Source organism: Mycobacterium genavense ATCC 51234, from assembly GCF_000526915.1.
Taxonomy (GTDB): Bacteria; Actinomycetota; Actinomycetes; order Mycobacteriales; family Mycobacteriaceae; genus Mycobacterium; species Mycobacterium genavense.
In genome coordinates, this window is the sequence record NZ_JAGZ01000016.1 from 18,556 (window position 1) to 42,849 (window position 24,294).

At 67.2% G+C, this 24,294-nt stretch carries 22 protein-coding genes, 2 tRNA genes and 3 pseudogenes; 13 read left to right on the forward strand and 14 right to left on the reverse strand.

All coding sequences use genetic code 11. From position 1 onward, the window contains the following. Positions 1-57 precede the first annotated feature (57 nt). From T428_RS30445 to T428_RS0122945, 5 genes and pseudogenes are all read left to right on the forward strand, one after another. Positions 58-501: pseudogene (locus T428_RS30445) on the forward strand (nuclear transport factor 2 family protein). Then, positions 501-1,076, forward strand: coding sequence for a sulfotransferase (locus tag T428_RS36295; protein ID WP_342666368.1), 576 nt, complete (start codon positions 501-503; stop codon positions 1,074-1,076). Before T428_RS30445 ends, T428_RS36295 begins: the two are co-directional and overlap by 1 nt. Further along, on the forward strand, positions 971-1,699 hold the full coding sequence (locus T428_RS30450; RefSeq protein ID WP_342666369.1) for a sulfotransferase family protein: 729 nt from the start codon (positions 971-973) through the stop codon (positions 1,697-1,699). The genes T428_RS36295 and T428_RS30450 overlap by 106 nt, the downstream gene beginning before the upstream one ends. Further along, positions 1,692-2,934, forward strand: a pseudogene (locus T428_RS35875) (hypothetical protein). The gene T428_RS30450 and the pseudogene T428_RS35875 overlap by 8 nt, the downstream one beginning before the upstream one ends. 2 nt (positions 2,935-2,936) lie before the next feature. Continuing rightward, a complete protein-coding gene (locus tag T428_RS0122945; RefSeq protein ID WP_025738289.1) occupies positions 2,937-3,767 on the forward strand; it encodes an oxidoreductase in 831 nt (276 codons plus the stop codon). Positions 3,768-3,773: 6 nt separating this feature from the next. Here T428_RS0122945 and T428_RS0122950 read toward each other — a convergent pair whose 3' ends face one another. Together T428_RS0122950 and T428_RS0122955 are read right to left on the reverse strand one after the other, a co-directional pair. After that, a complete protein-coding gene (locus T428_RS0122950; protein ID WP_025738290.1) occupies positions 3,774-4,457 on the reverse strand; it encodes a uracil-DNA glycosylase in 684 nt (227 codons plus the stop codon). A 7-nt stretch (positions 4,458-4,464) separates the two neighbouring features. Further along, positions 4,465-5,466, reverse strand: a complete 1,002-nt coding sequence (locus T428_RS0122955; RefSeq protein WP_051465336.1) for a thiamine-phosphate kinase — start codon at positions 5,464-5,466, stop codon at positions 4,465-4,467. Positions 5,467-5,629: 163 nt separating this feature from the next. Here T428_RS0122955 and T428_RS0122960 point away from each other — a divergent pair, with 163 nt between their 5' ends. Next, positions 5,630-6,196 carry a DUF3515 domain-containing protein gene (locus T428_RS0122960; protein ID WP_025738292.1) on the forward strand — a complete coding sequence of 189 codons (567 nt, stop codon included), beginning with the start codon at positions 5,630-5,632 and terminating at the stop codon, positions 6,194-6,196. Here T428_RS0122960 and T428_RS0122965 read toward each other — a convergent pair. Further along, positions 6,193-7,302 carry a D-alanine--D-alanine ligase family protein gene (locus tag T428_RS0122965; protein WP_025738293.1) on the reverse strand — a complete coding sequence of 370 codons (1,110 nt, stop codon included), beginning with the start codon at positions 7,300-7,302 and terminating at the stop codon, positions 6,193-6,195. The two genes, T428_RS0122960 and T428_RS0122965, sit on opposite strands and share 4 nt — an antisense overlap. 79 nt (positions 7,303-7,381) lie before the next feature. Further along, positions 7,382-8,401, reverse strand: a complete 1,020-nt coding sequence (locus tag T428_RS0122970) for an NAD(P)H-dependent glycerol-3-phosphate dehydrogenase (protein ID WP_025738294.1) — start codon at positions 8,399-8,401, stop codon at positions 7,382-7,384. A 139-nt stretch (positions 8,402-8,540) separates the two neighbouring features. On the opposite strand from T428_RS0122970, the gene cofC reads away from it, so the two are divergent. The 3 genes from cofC (at position 8,541) to mutT1 (ending at position 12,477) form a co-directional block, all read left to right on the forward strand. Then, positions 8,541-9,191, forward strand: a complete 651-nt coding sequence (gene cofC, locus T428_RS0122975; protein WP_025738295.1) for a 2-phospho-L-lactate guanylyltransferase — start codon at positions 8,541-8,543, stop codon at positions 9,189-9,191. 86 nt (positions 9,192-9,277) lie between these two features. Beyond that, on the forward strand, positions 9,278-11,458 hold the full coding sequence (locus tag T428_RS0122980) for an RNA degradosome polyphosphate kinase (RefSeq protein WP_025738296.1): 2,181 nt from the start codon (positions 9,278-9,280) through the stop codon (positions 11,456-11,458). A gap of 71 nt (positions 11,459-11,529) precedes the next feature. Beyond that, positions 11,530-12,477, forward strand: coding sequence for an 8-oxo-(d)GTP phosphatase MutT1 (gene mutT1 / locus T428_RS0122985; RefSeq protein WP_025738297.1), 948 nt, complete (start codon positions 11,530-11,532; stop codon positions 12,475-12,477). A 64-nt stretch (positions 12,478-12,541) separates the two neighbouring features. On the opposite strand, the gene T428_RS0122990 is transcribed toward mutT1, so the two are convergent. The 3 genes from T428_RS0122990 to leuC all read right to left on the reverse strand — a co-directional run bounded on the left by T428_RS0122990 (position 12,542) and on the right by leuC (position 15,429). Continuing rightward, positions 12,542-13,159, reverse strand: coding sequence for an HU family DNA-binding protein (locus T428_RS0122990; protein ID WP_025738298.1), 618 nt, complete (start codon positions 13,157-13,159; stop codon positions 12,542-12,544). A 213-nt stretch (positions 13,160-13,372) separates the two neighbouring features. After that, positions 13,373-13,969 (reverse strand): 3-isopropylmalate dehydratase small subunit, encoded by a 597-nt coding sequence (gene leuD, locus T428_RS0122995; RefSeq protein WP_025738299.1) that lies wholly within the window; start codon positions 13,967-13,969, stop codon positions 13,373-13,375. Between the two features lie 20 nt (positions 13,970-13,989). After that, positions 13,990-15,429, reverse strand: a complete 1,440-nt coding sequence (gene leuC / locus T428_RS0123000) for a 3-isopropylmalate dehydratase large subunit (RefSeq protein ID WP_025738300.1) — start codon at positions 15,427-15,429, stop codon at positions 13,990-13,992. Positions 15,430-15,515: 86 nt separating this feature from the next. Here leuC and T428_RS0123005 point away from each other — a divergent pair, with 86 nt between their 5' ends. Continuing rightward, complete coding sequence (locus tag T428_RS0123005; protein ID WP_025738301.1) at positions 15,516-16,217, forward strand: IclR family transcriptional regulator; 702 nt, start codon at positions 15,516-15,518, stop codon at positions 16,215-16,217. Positions 16,218-16,303: 86 nt separating this feature from the next. Next, on the forward strand, positions 16,304-16,816 hold the full coding sequence (locus T428_RS0123010; protein ID WP_025738302.1) for a pyridoxamine 5'-phosphate oxidase family protein: 513 nt from the start codon (positions 16,304-16,306) through the stop codon (positions 16,814-16,816). A 5-nt stretch (positions 16,817-16,821) separates the two neighbouring features. On the opposite strand, the gene T428_RS0123015 is transcribed toward T428_RS0123010, so the two are convergent. The 6 genes from T428_RS0123015 to serA form a co-directional block, all read right to left on the reverse strand. Next, a tRNA-Glu gene (locus T428_RS0123015) sits at positions 16,822-16,894 on the reverse strand. Between the two features lie 73 nt (positions 16,895-16,967). Beyond that, positions 16,968-17,039, reverse strand: a tRNA-Gln gene (locus T428_RS0123020). A 125-nt stretch (positions 17,040-17,164) separates the two neighbouring features. After that, complete coding sequence (gene gltX, locus T428_RS0123025) at positions 17,165-18,631, reverse strand: glutamate--tRNA ligase (protein WP_025738303.1); 1,467 nt, start codon at positions 18,629-18,631, stop codon at positions 17,165-17,167. After that, entirely contained in the window at positions 18,628-19,428 is an 801-nt protein-coding gene (locus tag T428_RS0123030; RefSeq protein ID WP_025738304.1) for a fumarylacetoacetate hydrolase family protein, read from the reverse strand. The genes gltX and T428_RS0123030 overlap by 4 nt, the downstream gene beginning before the upstream one ends. 76 nt (positions 19,429-19,504) lie before the next feature. Then, complete coding sequence (locus T428_RS0123035) at positions 19,505-20,515, reverse strand: 3-isopropylmalate dehydrogenase (RefSeq protein WP_025738305.1); 1,011 nt, start codon at positions 20,513-20,515, stop codon at positions 19,505-19,507. Further along, positions 20,512-22,098 (reverse strand): phosphoglycerate dehydrogenase, encoded by a 1,587-nt coding sequence (serA, locus tag T428_RS0123040; RefSeq protein WP_025738306.1) that lies wholly within the window; start codon positions 22,096-22,098, stop codon positions 20,512-20,514. Before serA ends, T428_RS0123035 begins: the two co-directional genes overlap by 4 nt. A 41-nt stretch (positions 22,099-22,139) precedes the next feature. Here serA and T428_RS0123045 point away from each other — a divergent pair, with 41 nt between their 5' ends. Further along, positions 22,140-22,496: a hypothetical protein gene (locus T428_RS0123045; protein WP_025738307.1), complete on the forward strand. Its 357-nt coding sequence runs from the start codon at positions 22,140-22,142 to the stop codon at positions 22,494-22,496. Beyond that, positions 22,493-23,091, forward strand: a pseudogene (gene wrbA, locus T428_RS30460) (NAD(P)H:quinone oxidoreductase). Before T428_RS0123045 ends, wrbA begins: the two are co-directional and overlap by 4 nt. 145 nt (positions 23,092-23,236) lie before the next feature. Here the strand turns inward: wrbA and ilvC are convergent. After that, entirely contained in the window at positions 23,237-24,238 is a 1,002-nt protein-coding gene (gene ilvC / locus T428_RS0123055; protein ID WP_025738308.1) for a ketol-acid reductoisomerase, read from the reverse strand. Positions 24,239-24,294: the final 56 nt, after the last annotated feature.

The following is a 24,294-nucleotide window of genomic DNA, read 5'->3' on the forward strand; positions in this document are numbered from 1 at the left end:
TGTAAGTTGGGTCAGTTCTGCCAACATGGTCTGCAAACGGCACAGGAGTGGCTTGGCATGAGTGACAGCGGGCGCGAAATCACCAACCTGATCTACACCTACGCCGAGCTTCTCGACGGTGGCGACCTGGACGGGGTGGCCCGGCTTTTCGTGCATGGCCGCATCTGCGGCGTCCAGGACGGTCCGCCGGAGACGGTGTTCGAGGGGTCCGCCCGGGTGCGGCAGATGTACGAGATGGCCACCCGCATCTAAGACGACGGCACCCCGAAGACCAAGCACCACACCAGCAATGTGCAACTGCACATCGACGAGGCCGCGGGCACCGCACGCAGCACCTCCTACTACTGCGTCACGCAGGCCACCCCCGACCTCCCGCTGCAGGTGATCGTCACCGGCCACTACAAAGACACCTTCCACCGGGTGGACGGCGCCTGGTGGTTCGACAGCCGCATCATGTTCGTCGACCAGGTCGGCGACGTCAGCCAGCACCTGAAGTTCTAGTGTACTCCCCGTTCGACTTCCATACGGTGCTGGGCGATGCCCAGCGCAAAGAAGCGCTAACCGATTGGGGCCCCGGCGAATTCGAGGGTCCGCTGCGGGTGCTGCTGGACGACTACGCACGCGCCGACCTCAACGCGATCGGCGTGCACATCCTGCGCTCGGGGCTGGTGCACAGCCTACGGATGCGACTTCGTACCCAGGAGTGGATCCGCCGCCACCCGGAGATCCTCGACGAACCGGTCGCCGCGCCGATCGTCGTCGTCGGGATGATGCGCAGCGGCACCACCCTGTTGCAGCGACTGCTGGCCGCCAACCCGCGTTTCGTCTGCGCCTACGGCTGGAGGTCGTCGAGGTCGCGCCCAAACTCGACTATCGATTCGGCGCTACCGCCGATCCGCGCATCGCGATCAGTGAAGCGCGAGAAGCGAAATCGCGTGAGCTGGCGCCGGGTCTGTTCGCCATCCACCCGATGTACGCCCGCGAGGCCGAAGAAGAAATCGTGTTTCTGGCCGACGCATTCCTGTCGCATGTCTCCGAATCCGGTGCGCACCTTCCGCATTACCGGTCCTGGCTAGACGAGCAGGACTTCTCCCCCGCCTACGACTACCTGCACCGCATGCTGCAGTTCATCGGTTGGCAGAAGCGGCAGCGGGGCCTGCAGGCACAGCGTTGGGTATTGAAATCGCCTGCGCGCCTGGGTTATCTGGACCTGCTGCAGGCACGGTTTCCCGACCTGCACATCGTGCACATGCACCGCGACCCACGCACCACGATCGCGTCGGGAGCCAGCCTCAACGCCACCCTGCACGCGATGCACGCCGACACCGTGGACGCGCACCGGGTGGGAGCGCAATGGTTACAGCGAATGGGCTGGACCAATGACCGGGCCATGTCGACCCGCGACGGCTGGGCCTCGGAAACCGGCGGAGAGGCTGCGATGGTCACCGACATCGGGTTCGACGACGCGGTGACCGATCCGATCGGGCAGGTGGCCCGGGTCTACGACACGATCGGCCTGCCGCTGACCGCCGAAACCGAGGCGGCGATGCGGCGCTGGCTGCGCGAGCGTCCCCGCGAGGCCGCGCGACCGCCCTACGGGCTGGAGAACTACGGCCTGCGCCCCGAGCAGGTCGATGAGCGATTCGCCTTGTACCACAAACGTTTTGGACAGCACATCGGAGGAACAGCGCATGCCTGACGATCCCGTCGCGACGATATCCCAGCACGAACAGGAGCTGGCCGCCCTCGATCTGATCGAACACCCGGTAGTCAAGGCCGCCTATCGCAGTGTGGCCGAAACCTGGCTGGGCCGGGCCAAGGCGTCCGACGCGATGCGCGAGCGCTTCGACGACGCGTTTGCCGAGGTGATGTTCTCGTCGGCGATGTGGTCGTCCAACCAGGACAAGCTGCGCCCCAAGGTCAGTTGCATCACCCGGCTGGCACATCCCGTGCAGGGCCGGCGCATTCCCGGATCACGTTGAAGCATCGACAATCCCGACAGCGTGTATCGGGTGATCCCGATCTCCGGCGACGAGCGCTACGAGATCCGCGGCCGCGTCGGCAAGAACCGCATGACCGAGAACTACTTCACGCTGTGGGACGCGAACATGGGCACCGTCAACGTGCTCAACGGCCGCACCATGGCGGTCGACTCCGACGGCAGCTTCACGATCACCGTCGACGCCGACCCGCCCAACGGGCGGGAAAATCACGTGCAGACCTCGCCGCAGGCCCACGAATTCTACATCCGCGACGTGCTGCTGGTTGGGGTCGCGACGACCCCAACCATATTGAGGTGCAACGGCGCGGGGCACACCGACCACCCCGGCGCGCACGCTCGACGAGCAGGCCGAGGCGACCGCGGCGATGATGTCGTATTTCGCGAACTTCACCGGCAAGCTCAGCCACGGCGTGTACAAGATGCCGGCCAACCACTTCGACCTGGCCTGGTCGGCGGACAAGGTCGGCGCGATGCGTAACCAGGTCTACGTGATGGGCCGGTTCGAACTCGAGCCCGACGAGGCGTTCGTCGTCGACCTCAACGACGGCGGCGCCGAGTACTTCACCGTGCCGCTGAGCAACATCTGGGGCACCACCCTCGATCTCGTCGACCGCACCGGCAGCCTCAACAAGGCGCAGTCGGTCCCGAACGAGGACGGCACCTACACCTACGTGATCTCGCCCGTCGACCCCGGCGTCGCGAACTGGATCGACTCCGACGGCCTGCGCGAGGCCATCCTGACCCTGCGCATGGCCGAGTTCGGCGAGCACGGCCCGCGCGAAAACCTGGGTGCGCGCGGACGGGTGGTCAAGCTGGATCACCTCGACACCGAGGTGCCGCACTTGCCGCGGGTCAGCGCCGCGCAGCGGGCTAGCGAACTGGCGCAGCGGCGCACGGCCTATCTGCGTCGCCTGCCGGAAGGGACGATCTAACGATGGCACGCTGGCTGATCACCGGCTGCTCCACCGGCTTCAGCCGCGAAATCGCACGCGCCGCTTTGGAAGCCGGCCACAGCGTGGTGGTGACCGCGCGCCGGGTCGAGGCGGTGACCGATCTCGCCGACGAATTCGGCGACCGGGCCGTGGCGGTTGCGCTCGACGTCACCGATGCCGCCCAGATCGCCGCCGCGGTGTCGGCCGCCGACGAGGCGTTCGGCGGGATCGACGTCCTGGTCAACAAGGCCGGTCACGGCTACCTGTCCTCGGTGGAAGAGGGTGAGGACGCCGAAGTCCGAAAGTTGTTCGACGTCAACTACTTCGGGGCCGTCGACATGATCAAGGCGGTGCTGACCGCGATGCGCGCCCGCGGCGCCGGCCACATCATCAACATCTCGTCGATGACCGGCCTGGTGGCCAACCCGCCCAACGCCTATTACTCGTCGACCAAGTTCGCGCTCGAGGCGGTGACCGAGGCGCTGGCCGCCGAGGTGCGGCCGCTGGGCATCAAGGTGATCGCGATCGAACCGGGCGCCTTCCGCACCGACTGGGCGACGCGGTCGATGAAGGAATCGGCCAGACCGATCGCCGCCTACGCCGACGTGGCGGCGCGCAAGGACCTGATCAAGCAGTTCGCCGATCACCTGCCGGGCGACCCGAAAAAGGTGGCCGAGGCGGTGCTGATGGTGACCACGCTGGACGAGCCGCCGCTGCGGCTGCTGCTGGGCCGCGACGTGCTGAAGGCGATGCGCGACAAGCTCGCCGCAATGTCGGCGTCGATCGAGGAGTGGCAGACCGTCACCAAGGACGTCAACTTCCCGGAATCGTAGCGACGATCACGGCAGCCGCCAGTCGATCGGGTCTGCGCCCATCCCGGCGAGCAATTCGTTGGCGCGGCTGAACGGGCGCGAGCCGAAGAATCCGCGTGAGGCCGACAGCGGCGAGGGGTGCGGCGACTCGATCGCCACGCAATTACCCTCTGCCAGCACCGGTTTGAGCGTCGACGCGTCGCGCCCCCACAGGATCGCCACCATCGGCTGTGACCGCCCGACCAGTGCGCGGATGGCACACTCGGTGACGGCCTCCCAACCCTTGCCGCGATGCGACGCCGGGTTGCTCGGCCGCACCGTCAGGACCCGGTTCAGCAGCAGCACTCCGCGCTGCGCCCACGGCGTCAGGTCGCCGCACGACGGCGGCGGGTGCCCGAGGTCGGCGCAGTATTCGTCGAAGATGTTGGCCAGGCTGCGCGGCAGCGGCCGCACCTCGGGGGCCACCGAGAAGCTCAAACCCACGGCGTGGCCGGGTGTCGGATAGGGGTCTTGCCCGACGATCAGCACCCGCACCTGATCGAATGGAAAGGTGAAGGCGCGCAATACGTTCGGCCCTGCGGGTAGATATCTGCGGCCGGCCGCGAGCTCGTCGCGCAGAAACTGCCCCATCTTGGTCACCTGCTCGGCCACCGGCTCCAGTGCGGCCGCCCACCCCTGCTCGACGAGTTCACTCAACGGTCGTGCGGTCACGTTGCTATTAAAGGCCACCCTCACGCGCGAACGACTGCCAGCCCGCGTATCCCTGCCACTCGGCGCCGTCGACGAGCACCCGGGCCGGCCCGTCGAGCACCCGCCCGATGACGCGCCACCCGGACGGCACCGGGCCGGCGAAACAGGCCACCAGGGCGTGATCTTCGCCGCCGCCCAGCACCCACGACCAGGGATCGACGCCGGCCGCGGCGGCCGCCGCACTCAGCGCGTCGCGGTCGGGCCGTAGTGCCGCGGTGGACAAGTCGATGCCCGCACCCGAGGAGTCGGCCACGTGCCGCAGATCGGCGACCAGGCCGTCGGAGATGTCGATCATCGCCTGCGCGCCGGCTGCCGCGGCCACCGCGCCCTGACCGTACGGCGGGGCGGGCACCAGATGGCGGGCACGCAGTTCGTCGAATCCGCCAATCTCTTTGTGCCACAGCGAGTATCCGGCAGCCGAGCGACCAAGCTCACCGGCGACGGCAACCGCGGCGCCGGGTTTCGCCCCCGAGCGCAACACCGGTGCCCGGCCGCCCAGGTCGCCCAGCACCGCCACCGACACCACCCACAGCGGCGCGCTGACCAGATCACCGCCGACGATACCGGCGCCGACGCGCGCGGCCTCGTCCCACATTCCGTCGACCAGCGCGGCCGCGTCCCCCGTCGGCGTATCGGCGGGAGCGCCGAAGCCGACGACGAACGCGGTGGCCCGCCCGCCCATCGCCTCGATGTCGGCGGCGTTTTGCGCGATGGCCTTGCGGCCGACGTCGTGCGGCGTCGACCAGTCCAGGTGAAAATGCCGGTCCGCCACCAGCATGTCGGTCGACACCACGTTGCGGCCGTCCGCGGCCGACACCACCGCCGCGTCGTCACCGGGCCCGAGCAGCACGGCATCGGGTTGAACACGGCCGCGCACCAGCCGGTCGATGACGCCGAATTCGCCGAGCTGCCCCAAGGTGGGCGACTTTCCGGCCGCGTCTTCGCCCACGTCACCTCCTGCGCCGCGCATCGCCCAGGCGAGGCTCTCGTACAGCGGTCCCACCTGCGGTAAGTTTGGTCTTTGCCCGCGCGAGCGGACGGCGCCAGTGTAGAGCGCTGCGACGATCCGGGGGCGTGAGGATGAGATGGGAGGTGCCCGGGTGGTCGATGCCTCGGGCGTCGACGGCCCGGCGATGATGACCGGTTCGGACTCCGACGATCGACCGCCGCGGGCACTGCTTATCGCCGCGGTTGTGGTGGCGGTCGTCGCGATCGGGGTGGTGCTCGTCATCGCCGCCACCCGCGAGGCTCCACCGCAGCCGGTCGCCCTGCCAACCGTGCCCGCGCCGCAGGCCGGCAGCCCCGCATGCGAAGCGCTGCTGGCGGCGTTGCCGCAGCGGCTCGGCGACTACCAGCGCGCGCCGCTGGCCGCCCCGGCTCCCGAGGGTGCGTCCGCCTGGCGCACCGGAACCGGCAACGAGCCGGTGGTCTTGCGCTGCGGGCTGGAACGTCCGACCGACTTCGTGGTGGGATCACCGATCCAGATCGTCGACCGGGTGCAGTGGTTCGAGGTGGCGGCCGATCAGCAATCCGCCGGTGACGCAGGCAGATCCACCTGGTACACGGTGGACCGGCCGGTGTATCTGGCGCTGACCCTGCCGCCGGGATCCGGGCCGACACCGATCCAGCAGCTCTCCGAGGTGATCGATCGCACCATCACGGCGGTGCCGATCGACCCCGCCGGGCCACCCGCGGGTTAGCGCAGGCCCGTGCCCCGAACGATGGCCGTCTCGACCATGGTCGCCAACAGGGTTTGATAGTCGATGCCGCTGGCCGCCCACATCCTCGGGTACATCGAGATCGTGGTGAATCCCGGCATCGTGTTGACCTCGTTGATCACCGGTCCGTCGTCGGTGAGGAAGAAGTCGACGCGGGCCAGGCCCTGGCAGTCGATGGCCTTGAACGCCCGGATGGCCAATTGGCGCACACTGTCGGCGATCTCGTCGTCGACCTTGGCGGGCACGTCCAATTCGGCTGCGTCGTCGAGGTATTTGGTCTCGAAGTCGTAGAAGCCGTCCTCGTGTCCGCGCACGCCGACCACCCGGATCTCGCCCACCGTGCTGGCTTCTACGCTGCCGTCCGGCATTTCGAGCACACCGCACTCCAGCTCGCGACCGTTGATCGCGGCTTCGACGATCACCTTCGGATCGTGGCGGCGGGCATCGGCCACCGCGGCGGCCAATTCGTCCCAGCTGGTCACCCGGTTCACGCCGATCGACGAACCCCCGCGTGCGGGTTTGACGAACGCCGGCAGGCCCAGCCGCTCACGTTCCTCGGGGGGCAGCGTCTGCGCCGACGGGCGCAGCACCGCGTACGGCCCGACCGGAATCCCCTCGGCGGCAAGCAGCTTCTTGGTGAATTCCTTGTCCATCCCGACCGCGCTGGACAACACCCCGGCGCCGACGTACGGCACGCCGGCGAGCTCGAGCAGCCCCTGGATCGTGCCGTCCTCGCCGTAGGGACCGTGCAACACCGAGAACACCACGTCGACCGATCCCAAAACCTCGCCGGCGCCCGGCGGCAGCGACACCAACTGTCCGCCGCGGCGCGGATCGGCCGGCAGCGCCAGCTCGGTTCCCGACTCGGTGGTCACCCCGGGCAGCCGGCGATTGCTGATCGCCAGCGCATCCGGGTCGCCGTCGGTGAGCACCCAGGACCCTTCCGGGGTGATGCCGATGGCGACCACATCGAACCGTTGCGGGTCCAGGTTGCGCAGGATGCTGCCCGCGGACACGCACGAAATGGCGTGCTCATTGCTGCGTCCACCGAAGACCACGGCGACGCGCACCCGGCTGCTGGCGTTCACAACCTTCAGAGGCTACCGCCTGGGCCGCCGAGGGGTCCGGGCGCCGACCCGGAGCGGGGATTTGCCGAACCCGTCGAGCTCATTCCGGTTTGGTGCTGCGACCGAGCAGCAGGGCCATCGCCTCGTCGACCGAGAGCCCCTTGTGACAGACCCGGTGCACGGCGTCGGTCAGCGGCATCTCGACGTCGTAGCTGGACGCCAGCGCGAGCACGGATTCGCAGGATGTCACGCCCTCGACGACGTGGCCGTCCTTCCCTTGCAGCGCCGACTGCATGCTGGCGCCCCGCCCCAGCCGCTCCCCCATCGAACGGTTGCGCGAGTGCGGTGACCTGCAGGTCGCGACCAGATCGCCCACCCCGGCCAGCCCGGCCAGCGTCGCACCCTTGGCGCCCAGCGCGATGCCCAGCCGCATGATCTCGGCCAGACCGCGGGTGATGATCGCCGCGGCCGTGTTCTCGCCGAGGCCGACGCCGGCCGCCATTCCGCAGGCGAGCGCGATGACGTTCTTGCAGGCTCCGCCGATCTCGGTGCCGACCACATCACTGTTGGTGTACGGGCGGAAGTACCCGGTGTTCAGCATCCGCTGTAGGGCGACCGCCCGGCCGGAGTCGCTGCATGCGACCACGGTGGCGGTCGGTTGACACTCGGCGATTTCGCTGGCCAGGTTCGGCCCGGAGATCACCGCGACCTGCGACGGGTCGGCCCCGGTCACCGAGACGATGACCTGGCTCATGCGCATCAGGGTGCCCAACTCGATGCCCTTGGCCAGGCTGACCAGCGTCGCGCCGTCGGCGATCAGCGGAGTCCAGCCCTCGAGGTTGCTGCGCAAATTCTGGGCCGGGACCCCCAGCAGCACCGTCGTCACACCGCGCAGCGCCTCGCCCGCGTCGGCGGTGGCGCGGATACCGGCAGGCAGCAACGTGCCGGGCAGGTAGGCGGGGTTGTAGCGGGTGGTGTTGATCTGCTCGGCGACGTCGGAGCGCCGGGCCCACAGCCTGATCTCGGCTTCTGGTCCGCACGCCTCGGCGAGCACCTTGGCCAGCGCTGTTCCCCATGCTCCGGCGCCCATCACCGCAACGGCGCCCGCTGTGCCGGCCATTTCCCATCCCGATCTGTCAGTCGCATCCGCAGCCGCTACACCCTAGAACGCCGGGCGGGCGGACGTCACCATGTCCCCCACAAGCGGGCGATTCCCCCGCTCGTGACAGGGTGACTCGCTCGCTGGCAGGATTGACCTCATGAGCGGCACACGGGGGGACGGCGTCGGCGATGTCGCGTTGATCATCGCCGTCAAGCGGCTGACTGCCGCCAAGACCCGGTTGGCTCCGGTGTTCTCGGCGCAGACCCGCGAGACCGTGGTGTTGGCCATGTTGGTCGACACCGTGACGGCCGCCGCGGGCGTCGGCTCGGTCGGCTCGATCACGGTCATCACGCCCGACGAAGCCGCGGCGGCCGCGGCGGCACGACTCGGGGCGCAGGTGATCGACGACCCGACGCCCGACGGCGACGACGATCCGCTCAACCATGCGATCGCCACCGCCGAACGATCGGTCGCGGACTCGTTTCCTAATGTTGTTGCGCTGCAAGGCGATTTGCCCGCACTGCAAACGCAGGAGCTGGCCGAGGCGATCACCGCCGCACGCGGTTACCGGCGCAGCTTCGTGGCCGATCGGCTGACGACCGGCACCGCCGCACTGTGCGCCTTCGGCACCGCGCTGGATCCCCAGTTCGGGTCGGATTCCGCGGCGCGACATCGTCGTTCGGGCGCGATCGAGCTGACCGGCGCGTGGCCCGGGCTGCGCTGCGACGTCGACACCCCCGCCGATTTGGCCGCCGCGCGGCGACTCGGCGTGGGAGCGGCAACCGCCCGCGCGATCGGCCACCCGTGAAAAAGGCAGCGTGGCAAACCTGTCCGAAGGGTGAACAGCATGCCAACGGGGAGTGGATCTCTACCGAGCGCTAGCAGCACGGAGGGGTGATGAGCAATGATTCCATCGTGACCGAAATCGAAGCGCAAGCACGGCTTGACGAAACCGAGTGGCAATCCGGCGACACCGCCCTGGGCGCGCCCCCCGCGACCACCCCCGCCGTGATCGACGACGCGCTGCCGGAGGACCGGTACCTCAACCGGGAGCTGAGCTGGCTGGACTTCAACGCGCGGGTGCTGGCGTTGGCCGCCGACACCTCGCTGCCGTTGTTGGAGCGCGCCAAATTCCTGGCGATCTTCGCGTCGAACCTCGACGAGTTCTATATGGTCCGGGTCGCCGGCCTCAAGCGCCGCGACGAGATGGGACTGTCGGTTCGTTCGGCCGACGGCCTTACGCCGCGAGAGCAACTGGCCCGCATCGGTGAGCAGACGCAGCGAATCGCGACCCGGCACGCGCGCGAGTTCCTCGATTCGGTGCGGCCGGCACTGGCGCAGGAAGGCATCTATATCGTCACGTGGGCCGATTTGGATCAGGCCGAGCGCGACCAACTCTCGACCTATTTCACCGAGCAGGTATTCCCGGTGCTGACCCCGCTGGCCGTCGACCCGGCGCACCCGTTCCCGTTCGTGAGCGGACTGAGCCTGAACCTGGCCGTCACGGTCAAGGACGACGGCGGGGGTCAGCACTTCGCCCGAGTCAAGGTGCCCGACAACGTCGATCGCTTCGTCGAACTCGGCACCGAGGACGGAAACGACGGGCAGGTGGTGCGCTACCTGCCGACGGAAGAGCTGATCGCGGCGTTCCTGCCGGAGCTGTTTCCGGGCATGGAAATCGTCCAGCACCACGCGTTCCGCATCACCCGCAACGCCGACTACGAAGTGGAAGAGGACCGCGACGAGGACCTGCTGCAGGCGCTGGAGCGGGAATTGGCGCGCCGGCGCTTCGGTTCACCGGTGCGGCTCGAGGTCGCCGACGACATGACCGAGAGCATGCTGGAGCTGCTGCTGCGCGAACTCGACGTGGATCCCGGCGATGTCATCGAAGTTCCCGGGCTGCTCGACCTTTCGTCGCTGTGGCAGATCTACGGCATCGACCGGCCGGCGTTGAAAGACCGGACATATGTTCCGGCCACCAGTCCCGCCTTCGCGGACCGGGAGACACCCAAGAGCATCTTCGCGACGCTGCGCGAAGGCGATGTGCTGCTTCACCATCCGTATGAATCGTTCTCCACCAGCGTGCAGCGATTCATCGAGCAGGCGGCCTCCGATCCGAACGTGCTGGCGATCAAGCAGACGCTGTACCGCACCTCCGGTGACTCGCCGATCGTTCGGGCGCTGATCCAAGCCGCCGAAGCCGGAAAGCAAGTCGTGGCAATGGTGGAGATCAAGGCTCGCTTCGACGAGCAGGCCAACATCCGCTGGGCACGCACCCTCGAGCAAGCGGGCGTGCACGTCGTCTACGGCTACGTCGGACTCAAGACACACTGCAAGACCTGCCTGGTGGTGCGTCGCGAAGGTTCGACCATTCGGCGCTACTGCCACATCGGTACCGGCAACTACAACGGGAAAACCGCCCGACTGTACGAAGATGTCGGTCTGCTCACGGCGGCTCCCGATATCGGGGCCGACCTGACGGACTTGTTCAATTCGCTGACCGGCTACTCGCGCAAGGTCTCCTACCGCAATCTTTTGGTTGCGCCGCACAGCATCCGGACCGGCATCATCGAACGTGTCGAGCGCGAGATCGCCGCGCATCGTGAACACGGCGGCGGCCGGATCCGGTTGAAGATGAACGCTCTGGTCGACGAACAGGTGATCGACGCCCTGTATCGCGCGTCGCGAGCCGGCGTGCGGGTCGAGGTGGTGGTGCGCGGGATCTGCGCGCTGCGCCCTGGCGCGGAAGGCTTCTCGGAGAACATCTCCGTGCGTTCGATCCTCGGCCGGTACCTGGAGCACTCGCGGATCATGTATTTCAATCGCATCAACGAGTTCTGGATCGGCAGCGCCGACATGATGCACCGCAACCTCGACCGTCGCGTCGAGGCCCTGGTTCAGGTCAAAGATCCGAAGCTGACCGCCTATCTGAACGACTTGTTCGACTCGGCGCTGGACCCGTCCACGCGGTGCTGGGAACTGGAGTCCGACGGGCAGTGGGTCGCATCGCCGCGGGACGGTCACTCCGTACGCGACCACCAGGAATCACTGATGGAGCGCCACCGCGGCACGTAACGCCGTGTGGTAATTTTCCAAGCCACCCCTTGGCCGGCGTGGCGCTGGCCGAATTGACCTGCAGGAGTGAGGTGTCGGACCAGAACTCGTCAGGCGGTCGGCGCTCAGGGAAACGGATCGTCTACGCCGCGGGCGCGGTGCTGTGGCGACACAGCAGTGCTGATTCGGACGACTCCGAGCTCGAGATCGCTCTGATCCACCGTCCCCGTTACGACGATTGGTCGCTACCCAAGGGCAAGGTGGATCCGGGCGAAACCGCACCGGTGGCCGCGGTACGCGAAGTGCTGGAAGAGACCGGACACCACGCCATCCTTGGCCGACGGCTGAACAAGGTGAGCTACCCGATCGACCAGGGTGTCAAAAAGGTGTACTACTGGGCCGCGCGCAGCACCGGCGGCAAATTTGTACCGGGCAAAGAGGTCGACGAATTGATCTGGTTGCCCGTCGCCGATGCGATGAAGAAACTGGACTATACCCAAGACCGAAATGTGTTGCAGCGCTTCATAAAACAACCAGCAGACACCCATACCGTGTTGGTGGTGCGGCACGGCACCGCGGGCCGGAAGTCGCGCTTTTCCGGGGACGACACCCAACGCCCACTGGACAAGCGAGGACGCGCTCAGGCAGAGGCGTTGGTCGGCCAACTGATGGCGTTCGGTGCCACCCACGTGCACGCCGCCGACCGGGTGCGCTGCCACCAGACGGTCGAACCGCTCGCCGCGGAGCTCGGTGTGCGAATCGAGAGCGAGTCCACGCTCACCGAAGAGGCCTACGCCAAGAACCCCAAACGTGGCCGGCACCGGGTGCTGCACATCGCCGACCACGAGGGCACACCGGTGATCTGCACGCAGGGCAAGGTGATTCCGGATCTGATCACCTGGTGGTGCGAACGCGACGGGGTGGACCCGGACAAGTCACGCAACCACAAGGGCAGCACCTGGGTGCTGTCGCTGGCCAAAGGCCGACTGGTGGCCGCCGACCACATCGGCGGCGCGCTGGCCACCAACGTTCGGGCCTGACACACGAAATACCCTTCGGGCAGCAATGCCGCCCGAAGGGTACTCGCGGCTGAACTCGGTTGACTTACTTGCGACCGCGCTTGGCGGCGGCCTTCTTGGCCGGCGCCTTCTTCGCGGCCTTCTTGGCCGGAGCCTTGGTCGCGACCTTGCGCACCGGAGCCTTGGCGGCGGTCTGCTTCACTGCCTTGACCGCTTTCTTGGCCGGAGCCTTGGTGGCGGCCTTCTTGGCGGGAGCCTTGGTGGCGGCCTTCTTGGCGGGAGCCTTGGTGGCGGCCTTCTTGGCCGGGGCCTTGGTCGCAGCCTTCTTGGCCGGGGCCTTCTTGGCCGGAGCCTTCTTGGCGGCCTTCTTGGCTGCGCCTGCAAAAACACCACGTTTCACGGCCGGTCCTTCCGACGGGAGGCGCTGTGCGCCAGCAACAACCGCTTTGAATTGAGCACCCGGGCGGAACGCGGGGACGGACGTCGGCTTTACCTTCACCGTCTCACCGGTCCGCGGGTTGCGGGCCACGCGCGCTGCGCGGCGCCGTTGTTCGAACACACCGAACCCGGTGATGGTCACGCTGTCGCCCTTGTGCACCGCACGCACAATGGTGTCGACAACATTCTCGACGGCGGCGGTCGCCTGCCGACGGTCCGAGCCCAATTTCTGTGTGAGCACATCTATGAGCTCTGCTTTGTTCATCCAAACCCTCCGAAGCCAGTGGTCCCATTTTGGGAACCGACTAGCGAACACGGTAAACCCTCACCCAGCAAATTTCCAAGCGCCACGCGCAATTTCACGGCCAAGCGACAGGAAATTCCGGGATCTGCTTGCCGCCCTTGGCCGGTGACGCGGGCGAAAAATAAGCCTTGCTAGCTAAGGTGATCGGGCCGAATTGCCGCCCCGATCATTCGCTCAGGGGGCGGGTAGGGTGCGCGGTTTCCAGTCCGGACGGGCCGCCTCGAAAGATTCGATCTGGTCGAGTTTCTGCAGCGTAAGGGCTATATCGTCGAGTCCTTCGAGTAGTCGCCAAGCGGCGTGGTCGTCAATCTTGAACGGCAGCACCGTCGTTCCCGCGGTGATATTTCGATCTTGAAGATTGGCAGTGATTTCCAGCCCTGGGCTCTGCTCGATCAGCTTCCAAAGCAGTTCCACCCCGTCCTGGCTGACTTCGGCCGCCAGCAGCCCCGCCTTACCCGCGTTGCCCCGGAAAATGTCACCGAATCGAGACGAGATGACGACCCGGAACCCGTAGTCCATCAGCGCCCACACCGCGTGCTCGCGCGACGATCCGGTCCCGAAGTCGGGTCCGGCGACCAAGACCGAGCCTCGGTCAAATGGGCTGAGATTGAGCACGAATGACGGATCCGAGCGCCAGGACGCGAACAAGCCGTCCTCGAAACCGGTTCGGGTGACCCGCTTCAAATACACCGCGGGAATGATCTGATCGGTATCGACATTGGACCGCCGCAGCGGCACACCAATCCCGGTGTGGGTGTGAAAGGCTTCCATCTTCGTCCTCGATTTCGTTTTCAGTTCAAGTCGGCCGGGGTAGACAATGTGCCACGGACCGCGGTCGCCGCCGCGACGGCCGGCGATACCAAATGCGTACGGCCGCCTTTGCCCTGCCGCCCTTCGAAGTTGCGGTTGGACGTCGCGGCGCAACGCTCGCCCGGCGCAAGCTGATCGGGGTTCATGCCCAGGCACATCGAGCAGCCGGCCTGTCGCCATTCTGCGCCGGCAGCGGTGAATACCTCACTGAGCCCTTCGGCTTCGGCTTGCGCTCGCACCCGCATCGAGCCCGGGACAACCAGCATTCGCACGCCCTGGGCCACTGTGCGACCGCGCAGCACCTCGGCCACCACCCGCAGATCCTCGATACGACCGTTGGTACAAGACCCCACGAACACCGCGTCGACGGCGATGTCGCGCATCGGCATGCCCGGCCGAAGGTCCATATATGCCAACGCTTTCTCCGCGGCCTGGCGCTCGTCGTCATTGGTCATCGATTCCGGATCCGGAACGGCCGCGCCCAGCGGCACGCCCTGACCGGGGTTGGTTCCCCAGGTGACGAACGGGGTCAACGACTGCGCATCGAGATAGACCTCGGTGTCGAACACGGCGCCGTCATCGGTGCGCAGCCCTTGCCAGTACTGCAGTGCGGCGTCCCACTGCGCGCCGGTCGGTGCATGCGGGCGGCCGCGCAGGAATTCGTACGTCGTCTTGTCCGGTGCCACCATTCCGGCCCGCGCCCCGGCTTCGATACTCATGTTGCAGACCGTCATCCGGCCTTCCATGGACAGCGATTCGATCGCGCTGCCCCGGTATTCGATGACATGGCCTTGTCCTCCGCCGGTACCGATCTTGGCGATCAGCGCGAGGATGATGTCCTTGGCCGTCACGCCGGGCGGCAGGTCGCCGTCGACGTTGACCGCCATTGTCTTGAAGGGCCGCAACGGCAGGGTCTGGGTGGCGAGCACGTGCTCGACCTCCGAGGTGCCGATGCCCATCGCCAGTGCGCCGAATGCGCCGTGGGTCGATGTGTGACTGTCCCCACAGACAATCGTCATTCCCGGTTGGGTCAGCCCCAATTGGGGCCCGACGACATGCACGATGCCCTGCTCGATGTCGCCCATCGGATGCAGCCGGCCGCCGAATTCGGCGCAGTTGCGCCGCAATGTCTCCACCTGAGTACGCGATACCGGGTCGGCGATCGGCTTGTCGATGTCGACGGTTGGCACGTTGTGGTCCTCGGTGGCCAGCGTCAGATCCGGCCGACGCACCGGCCGGCCGGCCAGGCGCAGGCCGTCGAACGCCTGCGGGCTGGTGACCTCGTGCACCAAATGCAGGTCGATGTAAATCAAGTCGGGCCCGCCGGCCCCCTGGACCGACGAGCCGGATACCACAACGTGGTCGTCCCAAACCTTTTCGGCCAGGGTGCGCGGCTTACCGCCTGGTGTGTTGGTTCCCATCGTGAACTCGCCTTTATTCGCGTCGTTCGCGGCTCGCCGATCAATCCGGGCTGTGATCTCAGAATGCGAGACGCTAGTATCTCTTTATGAGACAGCATAGCGGCATCGGCGTGCTGGATAAAGCCGTGGATGTACTGCACACGATCGCGGAATCTCCCTGCGGGTTGGCCGAACTGTGCGAGCGAACCGGTTTCCCCCGGGCCACCACGTACCGACTTGCCGCCGCGCTGGAGGTACATCGCCTGCTGGCGCGCGACGGCGAAGGGCGTTGGCAGCTGGGTCCGGCGCTGACCGAACTCGCCACCCGCGTCGACGATCCGTTGCTGGCGGCCGGTGCGGCTGTGCTCCCCCAATTGCGGGAAACCACCGGGGAAAGCGTGCAGCTGTACCTCCGTGAGGGCACCTCGCGGGTCTGCGTGGCCGCACTGGAACCGGCTGCGGGCCTTCGCGATACGGTTCCGGTCGGGGCCAGGCTGCCGATGACGGCGGGTTCGGGGGCGAAAGTCTTGCTGGCACACAGCGATGCCGCCACGCAAAAAGCCGTGCTGCCGACGGCGAAGTTCACCGACCGCACGCTGGCCGAGGTACGCCGGCGCGGTTGGGCGCAAAGCGTTGCCGAGCGCGAGCCGGGGGTGGCGAGTGTGTCGGCACCGGTGCGCGATAGCCGCGGAGTGGTCGTCGCGGCCATCTCGGTGTCAGGGCCCATCGACCGGATCGGTCGGCGGCCCGGGGCGCGCTGGGCCGCCGACCTTCTCTCGGCCGCCGGCGCCATGGCCCGGCGCCTTTAATCGTCTCGAATGTGTGTCCACGGCGGCGAGTGTGCGGGTGAGACGCCCTGAGCGCACCCGGAAAAGGCATTTGACAGACTGACGCCATGGGAACCAATCAGCGCGCGGCCATCGTCATGTCCGACGATGAGATCGCCGATTTCGTCGTCAAGAGCCGCACCGGAACAATGGCCACCATTGGCCCCGACGGCCAACCGCATTTGACCGCCATGTGGTACGCCGTCGTCGACGGCGAAATCTGGCTGGAGACAAAGGCCAAGTCACAGAAAGCGGTCAACCTGACCCGCGACCCCCGGGTGACCTTCCTGATCGAGGACGGCGACACCTACGACACGCTGCGCGGGGTTTCCTTCGAGGGCGTCGCGGAGATCGTCGACGACCCCGAAGTCGCGCACCGGGTCGGGGTCAGCGTGTTTGAGCGCTACACCGGTCCCTACACCGACGAGATGAAGCCCTTCGTCGAGCAGATGATGAACAAGCGGGTCTGCGTCCGCATCGTCGCGCGGCGCACGCGCTCGTGGGATCACCGCAAGCTTGGATTGCCGCCGATGCCGGTGGGTGGTTCCACCGCACCGGCCGTGCTGAGGACCGGCCAGTAAATATGTAGCCCCGATGGGATTCGAACCCACGCTACCGCCGTGAGAGGGCGGCGTCCTAGGCCGCTAGACGACGGGGCCAGAACCGATCCGAGCTGCCAGCATAGCTCACCCGACGGGGGCCACCTAATCGCTTACAGCATGGCGGATTTTGCTGGGGTACCAGGACTCGAACCTAGAATGGCTGAACCAGAATCAGCTGTGTTGCCAATTACACCATACCCCATTGGCTGCCGAAAACCGCTGCTCAGAGCGGTTTCCCGTACTTTTTCAAGCGCTGTTACCAGCCTGGGAGTCCGCTGCCGCCAGCCGTTGTCGGCTTTGCAAACCGCAGTGCAGAGTACCAAAGATTTACCCGACGCCGGCGCGCGCGGTCCTCAGCCGCCCCAGGCTGCGATCGCGGCCGAGTAGCTCCAGCGACTCGAACAGCGGCGGGCTGATCGTCGTCCCGGTCGCGGCGACCCGGATCGGGCCGAACGCCTTGCGCGGTTTGAGCGCCAGACCGTCGATCAGCGCGGTCTTGAGGGCTTCCTCGATCGCGGCGGCGGTCCAGTCCGGCACGGCGTCCAGGGCCGCCACCGCGGCGTCTAATACCGCGACGCCGTCCGGCCCGAGTTCTTTTGCGGCCGCCTTCGGGTCGATCGCGTATTCGTCGTCGTTGAGGAACTTCAACAGGTCCCACGCGTCGCCCAGCACCACGATACGAGTCTGCACCAGCTCGGCGGCCGTCGCGAGTCCGGCGTCGTCGAGTCCGGTGTCGTGGCCGTGCACGGCGAAGTAGTCGCGCAGTCGGCCGGTGAAGTCGGCCACGTCGAGCATCCGGATGTGTTCGGCGTTGAGCGCGTCGGCCTTCTTCTGGTCGAAGCGGGCCGGGTTGGAGTTGACGTCGACGACGTCGAACGCCGCCACCATTTCGGCCAGGCTGAACAGGTCGTGATCGTCGGCGATCGCCCAGCCCAGCAGCGCAAGGTAATTCAGCAGACCCTCGGGGATGAAACCCCGGTCGCGGTGAGCGAACAGATTGGACTGCGGGTCGCGCTTGGACAGCTTTTTGGTGCCCTCCCCCAATACCGTTGGCAGGTGCGCGAATTGCGGGGTGCGTTCGGCAACCCCGATCCGGATCAACGCTCGGTACAACGCCAGCTGGCGCGGCGTCGACGGCAGCAGGTCCTCGCCGCGCAGTACGTGGGTGATCTTCATCAGCGCGTCGTCGACCGGGTTGACCAAGGTATACAAGGGATCTCCGCTGGCGCGCGTCAGCGCGAAATCGGGCACCGAGCCCGCCGCGAAGGTCGTGGTCCCGCGCACCAGGTCATTCCAGGCCAGATCCTCGTCGGGCATCCGCAGCCGCACCACCGGCTTGCGGCCTTCGGCCAAGAACGCCGCGCGCTGGGAGTCGGTCAGCTGGCGGTCGAAATTGTCGTAGCCCAATTTGGGGTTGCGGCCGGCGGCGATGTGGCGGGCCTCGACCTCCTCCGGCGTCGAAAACGCGTAGTACGCCTCACCCACGGCGAGCAGCTTGTCCACCACCTCGCGGTAGATGTCGCCGCGCTGCGACTGCCGGTACGGGCCATAGGGACCCCCGACCTCGGGGCCCTCGTCCCAATCCAGCCCGAGCCAGCGCAACGCGTCGAGCAGAGCCAGATAGCTTTCCTCGCTGTCCCGCTCGGCGTCGGTGTCCTCGATGCGAAAGACGAAGGTGCCCCCGGTATGCCGGGCATAGGCCCAGTTGAACAGCGCGGTGCGAACCATCCCGACGTGTGGGGTGCCGGTGGGCGACGGGCAGAACCGGACCCGAACGGCGCCCGGGGCGGTCACGACTTTCCTTTTCGGACCACGGGATTGGAGAGGGTGCCGATGCCCTCGATGGAGATGGCGACGATGTCGCCGTCCTCGATGGGCCCGACGCCGGCCGGCGTTCCGGTGAGGATCAAATCACCCGGCAGCAGGGTCATCACCGCCGAGATCCATTCCACGATGGCACCGACGTCGTGAATCATCAGCGAGGTGCGGCTGTCCTGTTTGACTTGGCCGTTGACCTCGGTGCGCAACGCCAGGTCGGCCGGGTCGATGTCGGTGACGACCCAGGGCCCGACCGGGCAGAAGGTGTCGTGGCCCTTGGCGCGAGTCCACTGGCCGTCAGCCCGTTGCTGATCGCGCGCCGACACGTCGTTGGCGATCGTGTAGCCCAGGATGTTGTCGGCTGCGTGCGCGGCGGGCACGTCCTTGCACGGCCGGCCGATCACCGCGGCCAGCTCCCCCTCGAAGTGCACCGGTGATGCGTTGGCGGGCAAGAGAATCGGCACGTTCGGCCCGATGATGGCGGTGTTGGGCTTGAGGAAGATGATCGGATCGGCCGCGGCCGAGCCCGTCGCGAAGCTCGCCATCTCCGCGATGTGGTCGGCGTAGTTCTTGCCGACGCAGACCACCTTGCCGGCCAGCATCGGGGCCAGCAGCCGGACGTCGGCCACCGGCCACGAGCGGCCGGTGAACGTCGGGGTGCCGAACGGGTGCTCGGCGATCTCGCGGGCAGTCATCGCGCCGGGGTCCTCCAGCGGACCCTCGATGCTGACAAAGGAGACACCGTCCGGGCTGGCGATTCGACCTAGGCGCATTCATTTGAGCCTAGTGACGGTCGCGAGCCCGGCAGCAGCCGGGCGCTGCGGCGTTTCTCACCGCTGGTCTGGAAAGCTAGAGCCCGGCTGCGATCCGTTCGCCGACTTCGGTGGTGGAAAGCCGTTCGTCGCCGCGCGATGCCAGATACGACTCGACCGCCCGCTCCACCCGGCTGGCGGCCTCGGTCTCACCGAGGTGGGCCAGCAGCAGACCCACCGAGACGACGGCCGCGGTCGGATCGGCGATGCCCTTGCCGGCGATGTCGGGCGCGCTGCCGTGCACGGGCTCGAACATCGACGGGTTCGTCCGGGTGGCGTCGATGTTTCCACTGGCGGCCAAGCCGATTCCGCCGGACACCGCGGCGGCCAGGTCGGTGATGATGTCGCCGAACAGGTTGTCGGTGACAATCACGTCGAATCGCCCGGGGTCGGTGACCAGGAAGATGGTGGCGGCGTCGACGTGTTGGTACGCCACCTCCACGTCGGGATAGTCGGCACCGACCTCGGCGAACACGCGCGACCACAGTTTGCCGGCGAAAGTCAGCACGTTGTTCTTGTGCACCAACGTCAGATGCTTACGGCGCCGCTGGGCCCGCTCGAACGCGTCCTTGACCACACGCCGCACCCCGAACGCGGTGTTGACGCTGACCTCGGTGGCCACCTCGTGGACAGTTCCGACCCGGATCGCGCCACCGTTGCCGGTGTAGGGGCCTTCGGTCCCTTCGCGCACCACCACGAAATCGATCTCGGGATTTCCCGCCAGCGGGCTGCTCACACCCTTGTACAGCTTGGCCGGCCGCAAGTTGACGTGGTGGTCGAGCTCAAAGCGCAAGCGCAGCAACAGCCCCCGCTCCAACACGCCGCTGGGCACCGACGGGTCGCCGATTGCGCCGAGCAGGATCGCGTCATGCTCGCGCAGCTCGGCCAGCGCCGACTCCGGCAGCAGCTCGCCGGTGGCGTGGAAACGCTGTGCGCCCAAATCGTATTCGGTCTTCTCCACGCCCGGCTTGACCGCATCGAGGATCTTGACCGCCTCGGCGACTACCTCCGGTCCGATGCCGTCGCCGCCGATGATCGCCAATTTCATGACAGGTCAACAACTTCCAGCTTGTTCGCACCGACAGCCTGTGAGATCGCCGACCGTACGTCGCCGGGCACGTCCTGGTCGAGTCGCAGCAGGATCGTCGCGCTCGGACCCTCGGCGTCCTCGGAGAGTTGCGCGGCTTGGATGTTCACTCCGGCCTCGCCCAGTATGGTGCCGATCTTACCCAGCGCGCCGGGCGCATCGGCGTAGTTGATCACCAGGTTCGTGCCCTGAGCGCGCAGGTCGAAGTTGCGCCCGTTGATCTGAACGACCTTCTCCACCAACTGCGGACCCGACAGCGTGCCCGCGACGTTGACGCTGGAGCCGTCGTGGGCCACCGCGCGCACGTCCAGAACGCTACGGTGGTTGGGGCTCTCGGTGGCCGTGCTGATTTCGGCGGTCACACCGCGTTCGGCCGCCAGCGCCGGCGCGTTGACGAAGGTGACCGGGTCTTCGATGATCGCCGAGAACAGGCCGCGCAGGGCCGAAAGCTTCAGCACCTCAACGTCTTCGGAGGCCAACTCGCCGCGCACCTGCACCGACAACGATGCGGGCAGACCGTCGGACAGTGCGGCCGCGAGCACGCCGAGTTTGCGCGCCAGGTCCAGCCAGGGCGCCACCTCCTCGTTGACCACCCCGCCGCCGGCGTTGACCGCGTCGGGCACGAACTCCCCGGCCAGCGCCAGCCGCACGCTCTCGGCGACGTCGGTGCCGGCCCGGTCCTGCGCCTCGGCGGTGGACGCGCCCAGGTGCGGCGTCACCACCACCTGCGGCAACTCGAAAAGCGGGCTGTCGGTGCAGGGCTCGGTGGAGAACACGTCGAGCCCGGCCGCACGGACGTGGCCGCTGGTGATCGCTTCGGCCAGCGCGGCCTCGTCCACCAGGCCGCCGCGGGCGGCGTTGACGATGATGACGCCCGGCTTGGTCTTGGCCAGCGCTTCCTTGTCGATCAGGCCCGCGGTCTCCGCCGTCTTCGGCAGGTGCACCGAGATGAAGTCGGCGCGGGTCAGCAGTTCATCCAGGGGCAGCAGTTCGATGCCGAGCTGGGCGGCGCGCGCCGGTGCGACGTAGGGGTCGTAGGCGATGACGTGGGTGCCGAACGCCGCGATGCGCGCCGCGACCAGCTGGCCGATACGGCCCAGGCCCACGATGCCGACGGTCTTGCCGAACAGTTCGGTGCCCGAGAACGACGACCGTTTCCAGGTGTGTTCACGCAGCGTGGCGTCGGCCGCCGCGATCTGGCGCGACGCGGCCAGCAGCAGCGCGATCGCGTGCTCGGCGGCGCTGTGGATGTTCGACGTCGGGGCGTTGACCACCAGGACGCCGCGTTCGGTGGCGGCGTCGACGTCGACGTTGTCCAGTCCGACCCCGGCGCGGGCGACGATCTTGAGTTTGGGGGCGGCTGCCAATACCTCGGCGTCGACGGTGGTCGCGGACCGCACCAGCAGCGCGTCGGCCTCTGGCACCGCTGCCAGCAGCTTCTCCCGGTCCGGACCGTCTACCCAGCGCACCTCGACCTGGTCGCCCAGGGCGGCGACAGTTGACTGAGCGAGTTTATCGGCGATTAACACAACAGGCAAGTTCACCCGACCAGGTTATAGGCCAGCCTGTCCGCCGCAATTGGGCGATGAACGTCACCGTCGTCGGCGGCCGCGAAATGCGCCCACCGCTGACTCAAAGTGGAGGTCGTCAGGCCCGCCGCCGCCGTAAGCGCGACCCCGCCCCGCTCGCGACACTGACGTTTCCGAAGTCGAACACCCGCACAGCGGCGGCGTTCTTCGCGGAGTTCGACCTGCCCGCGCGGCGGCGAGGTGACGACGGGTCGGGACGGCACCGCTGCGCTAACGCATTGCACGGCCGCCGATTTGACCCGTTGTCGCCGGGGTCGACTTCGCGCTCGATGACGCCCAGGCTCGGCGACCACGCAACCCGGCGAAATCGGCGTCGACAAATTGCCCGCCAGCCGACCAAGCTGATCGCGTGACCAAACTCGCGATCATCTACTACTCAGCCACCGGCCACGGCACCACGATGGCCAAGCGCGTCGCCGCGGCGGCCGAGGCGGCCGGCGCCGAGGCCCGGGTACGTCCCGTCGCCGAGACCCGCGATCCGCAGTCGTTCGCGCAGAATCCGGCCTGGACGGCGAACTACAACGCCACCAAGGATCTGCCCGCGGCCATCGGTGACGACATCGTGTGGGCCGACGCGGTGATCTTCGGCTCGCCCACCCGGTTCGGTTCACCGGCGGCCCAGTTGCGCACCTTCCTGGACTCGCTCGGCGGGCTGTGGGCCGACGGCAAGCTGGCCGACAAGGTGTACGCGGGCTTCAGGTCGTCGAACACCGCGCACGGCGGCCAGGAGACCACGCCGTCGCGCTTTACCTCACGCTGATGCACTTCGGCGGCATTCTGGTGCTGCCGAAGTATACCGATCCGTCCAAGTTCGTCGACGGCAACCCGTACGGCACCAGCCTGGTCACCACGCACGACAACATCGAAGACATCGGCGACGTCACCGGCAACGCCCTGGAGCACCTGGCGCGCCGGGTGGTGACGGTCGCCGACCGCCTGACGTCATAGCGCCGCCGCGACACTGAAGCCACGCACACGACACGCCGTAAACGGTCGCCATGCTTTAAGTGTCGCGACCGCGGCGACGGGTGACGAAAGCGGCCGGGCTACGAAGGCGACGGGCGACGAAAGCGGCGGGCGAAAGCGAAAAGCGTTATGCCGTCTCGGTGATCGGGCGGTCCACCCAGCTCATCAGGTCGCGCAGCTTCTTGCCGGTGACCTCGATGGGGTGTTCGGCGTTCTCCTTGCGCAACTGCTCGAGCTGCTTGTTGCCGCCCTCGACGTTGGCGACCAGTTTCTTGGTGAACTCGGCACTCTGGATGTCGCGCAGGATCTCTCGCATCCGCTCCTTGGTGCCGGCGTCGATGACCCGCGGGCCCGACAGGTAGCCGCCGAACTCCGCGGTGTCGGACACCGAGTAGTTCATCCGGGCGATGCCACCCTCGTACATCAGGTCGACGATCAGCTTGAGCTCGTGCAGCACTTCGAAGTACGCCATCTCCGGCGGGTATCCCGCCTCGACCATCACGTCGAAACCGGTCTTCACCAATTCTTCTGTGCCACCGCACAACACGGCCTGCTCGCCGAACAGATCCGTCTCGGTCTCGTCCTTGAAGGTGGTCTTGATGACGCCGGCCCGGGTGCCGCCGATGGCCTTGGCGTAGGACAGCGCCAGCGCCTGACCCTTGCCGGTTGGGTCCTGGTCGATCGCGATCAGGCAAGGCACGCCCTTGCCGTCGACGAACTGCCGACGCACCAGATGCCCGGGGCCCTTCGGGGCGACCATCGCGACCGTGACGTCGCCGGGCGGCTTGATCAGGTCGAAGTGGATGTTGAGGCCGTGCCCGAAGAACAGTGCGCCGCCGTCGTTGAGGTTGGGTTCGATGTCGTTCTTGAAAATGTCGGCCTGCGCGGTGTCGGGTGCCAGCAGCATGATGACGTCGGCCCACTTGGCGACCTCGGCCGGGGTGTCGACGTCCAGGCCCTGCTCGGAGACCTTGGGCCGCGACTTCGAGCCCTCCTTCAGGCCCACCTTCACCCGCACCCCGGAGTCGCGCAGGCTTAGCGAATGTGCGTGCCCTTGACTGCCGTATCCGATCACGGCGACCTTGCGACCCTGGATGATCGACAGGTCGGCGTCGTCGTCGTAGAACATCTCTAATGCCTCTGGCACGGTGAATCTCTCTCTTTCTCGTTGGACTTTGCCGAATA

Bases quoted from the DNA above. Each gene is read 5' to 3' on its own strand.
- T428_RS0123005 (WP_025738301.1), top strand. From the start codon at position 15,516: ATGAGACAGCATAGCGGCATCGGCGTGCTGGATAAAGCCGTGGATGTA.
- T428_RS0122955 (WP_051465336.1), bottom strand. From the start codon at position 5,466: ATGCGCGGCGCAGGAGGTGACGTGGGCGAAGACGCGGCCGGAAAGTCG.
- cofC (WP_025738295.1), top strand. From the start codon at position 8,541: ATGAGCGGCACACGGGGGGACGGCGTCGGCGATGTCGCGTTGATCATC.
- ilvC (WP_025738308.1), bottom strand. From the start codon at position 24,238: ATGTTCTACGACGACGACGCCGACCTGTCGATCATCCAGGGTCGCAAG.
- leuC (WP_025738300.1), bottom strand. From the start codon at position 15,429: ATGGGAACCAACACACCAGGCGGTAAGCCGCGCACCCTGGCCGAAAAG.
- leuD (WP_025738299.1), bottom strand. From the start codon at position 13,969: ATGGAAGCCTTTCACACCCACACCGGGATTGGTGTGCCGCTGCGGCGG.
- T428_RS0122945 (WP_025738289.1), top strand. From the start codon at position 2,937: ATGGCACGCTGGCTGATCACCGGCTGCTCCACCGGCTTCAGCCGCGAA.
- T428_RS30450 (WP_342666369.1), top strand. From the start codon at position 971: ATGTACGCCCGCGAGGCCGAAGAAGAAATCGTGTTTCTGGCCGACGCA.
- T428_RS0123035 (WP_025738305.1), bottom strand. From the start codon at position 20,515: ATGAAATTGGCGATCATCGGCGGCGACGGCATCGGACCGGAGGTAGTC.
- T428_RS0123030 (WP_025738304.1), bottom strand. From the start codon at position 19,428: ATGCGCCTAGGTCGAATCGCCAGCCCGGACGGTGTCTCCTTTGTCAGC.
- T428_RS0122990 (WP_025738298.1), bottom strand. From the start codon at position 13,159: ATGAACAAAGCAGAGCTCATAGATGTGCTCACACAGAAATTGGGCTCG.
- T428_RS0122970 (WP_025738294.1), bottom strand. From the start codon at position 8,401: ATGGCCGGCACAGCGGGCGCCGTTGCGGTGATGGGCGCCGGAGCATGG.
- T428_RS0123010 (WP_025738302.1), top strand. From the start codon at position 16,304: ATGGGAACCAATCAGCGCGCGGCCATCGTCATGTCCGACGATGAGATC.
- T428_RS0122960 (WP_025738292.1), top strand. From the start codon at position 5,630: ATGATGACCGGTTCGGACTCCGACGATCGACCGCCGCGGGCACTGCTT.
- T428_RS0123045 (WP_025738307.1), top strand. From the start codon at position 22,140: ATGAACGTCACCGTCGTCGGCGGCCGCGAAATGCGCCCACCGCTGACT.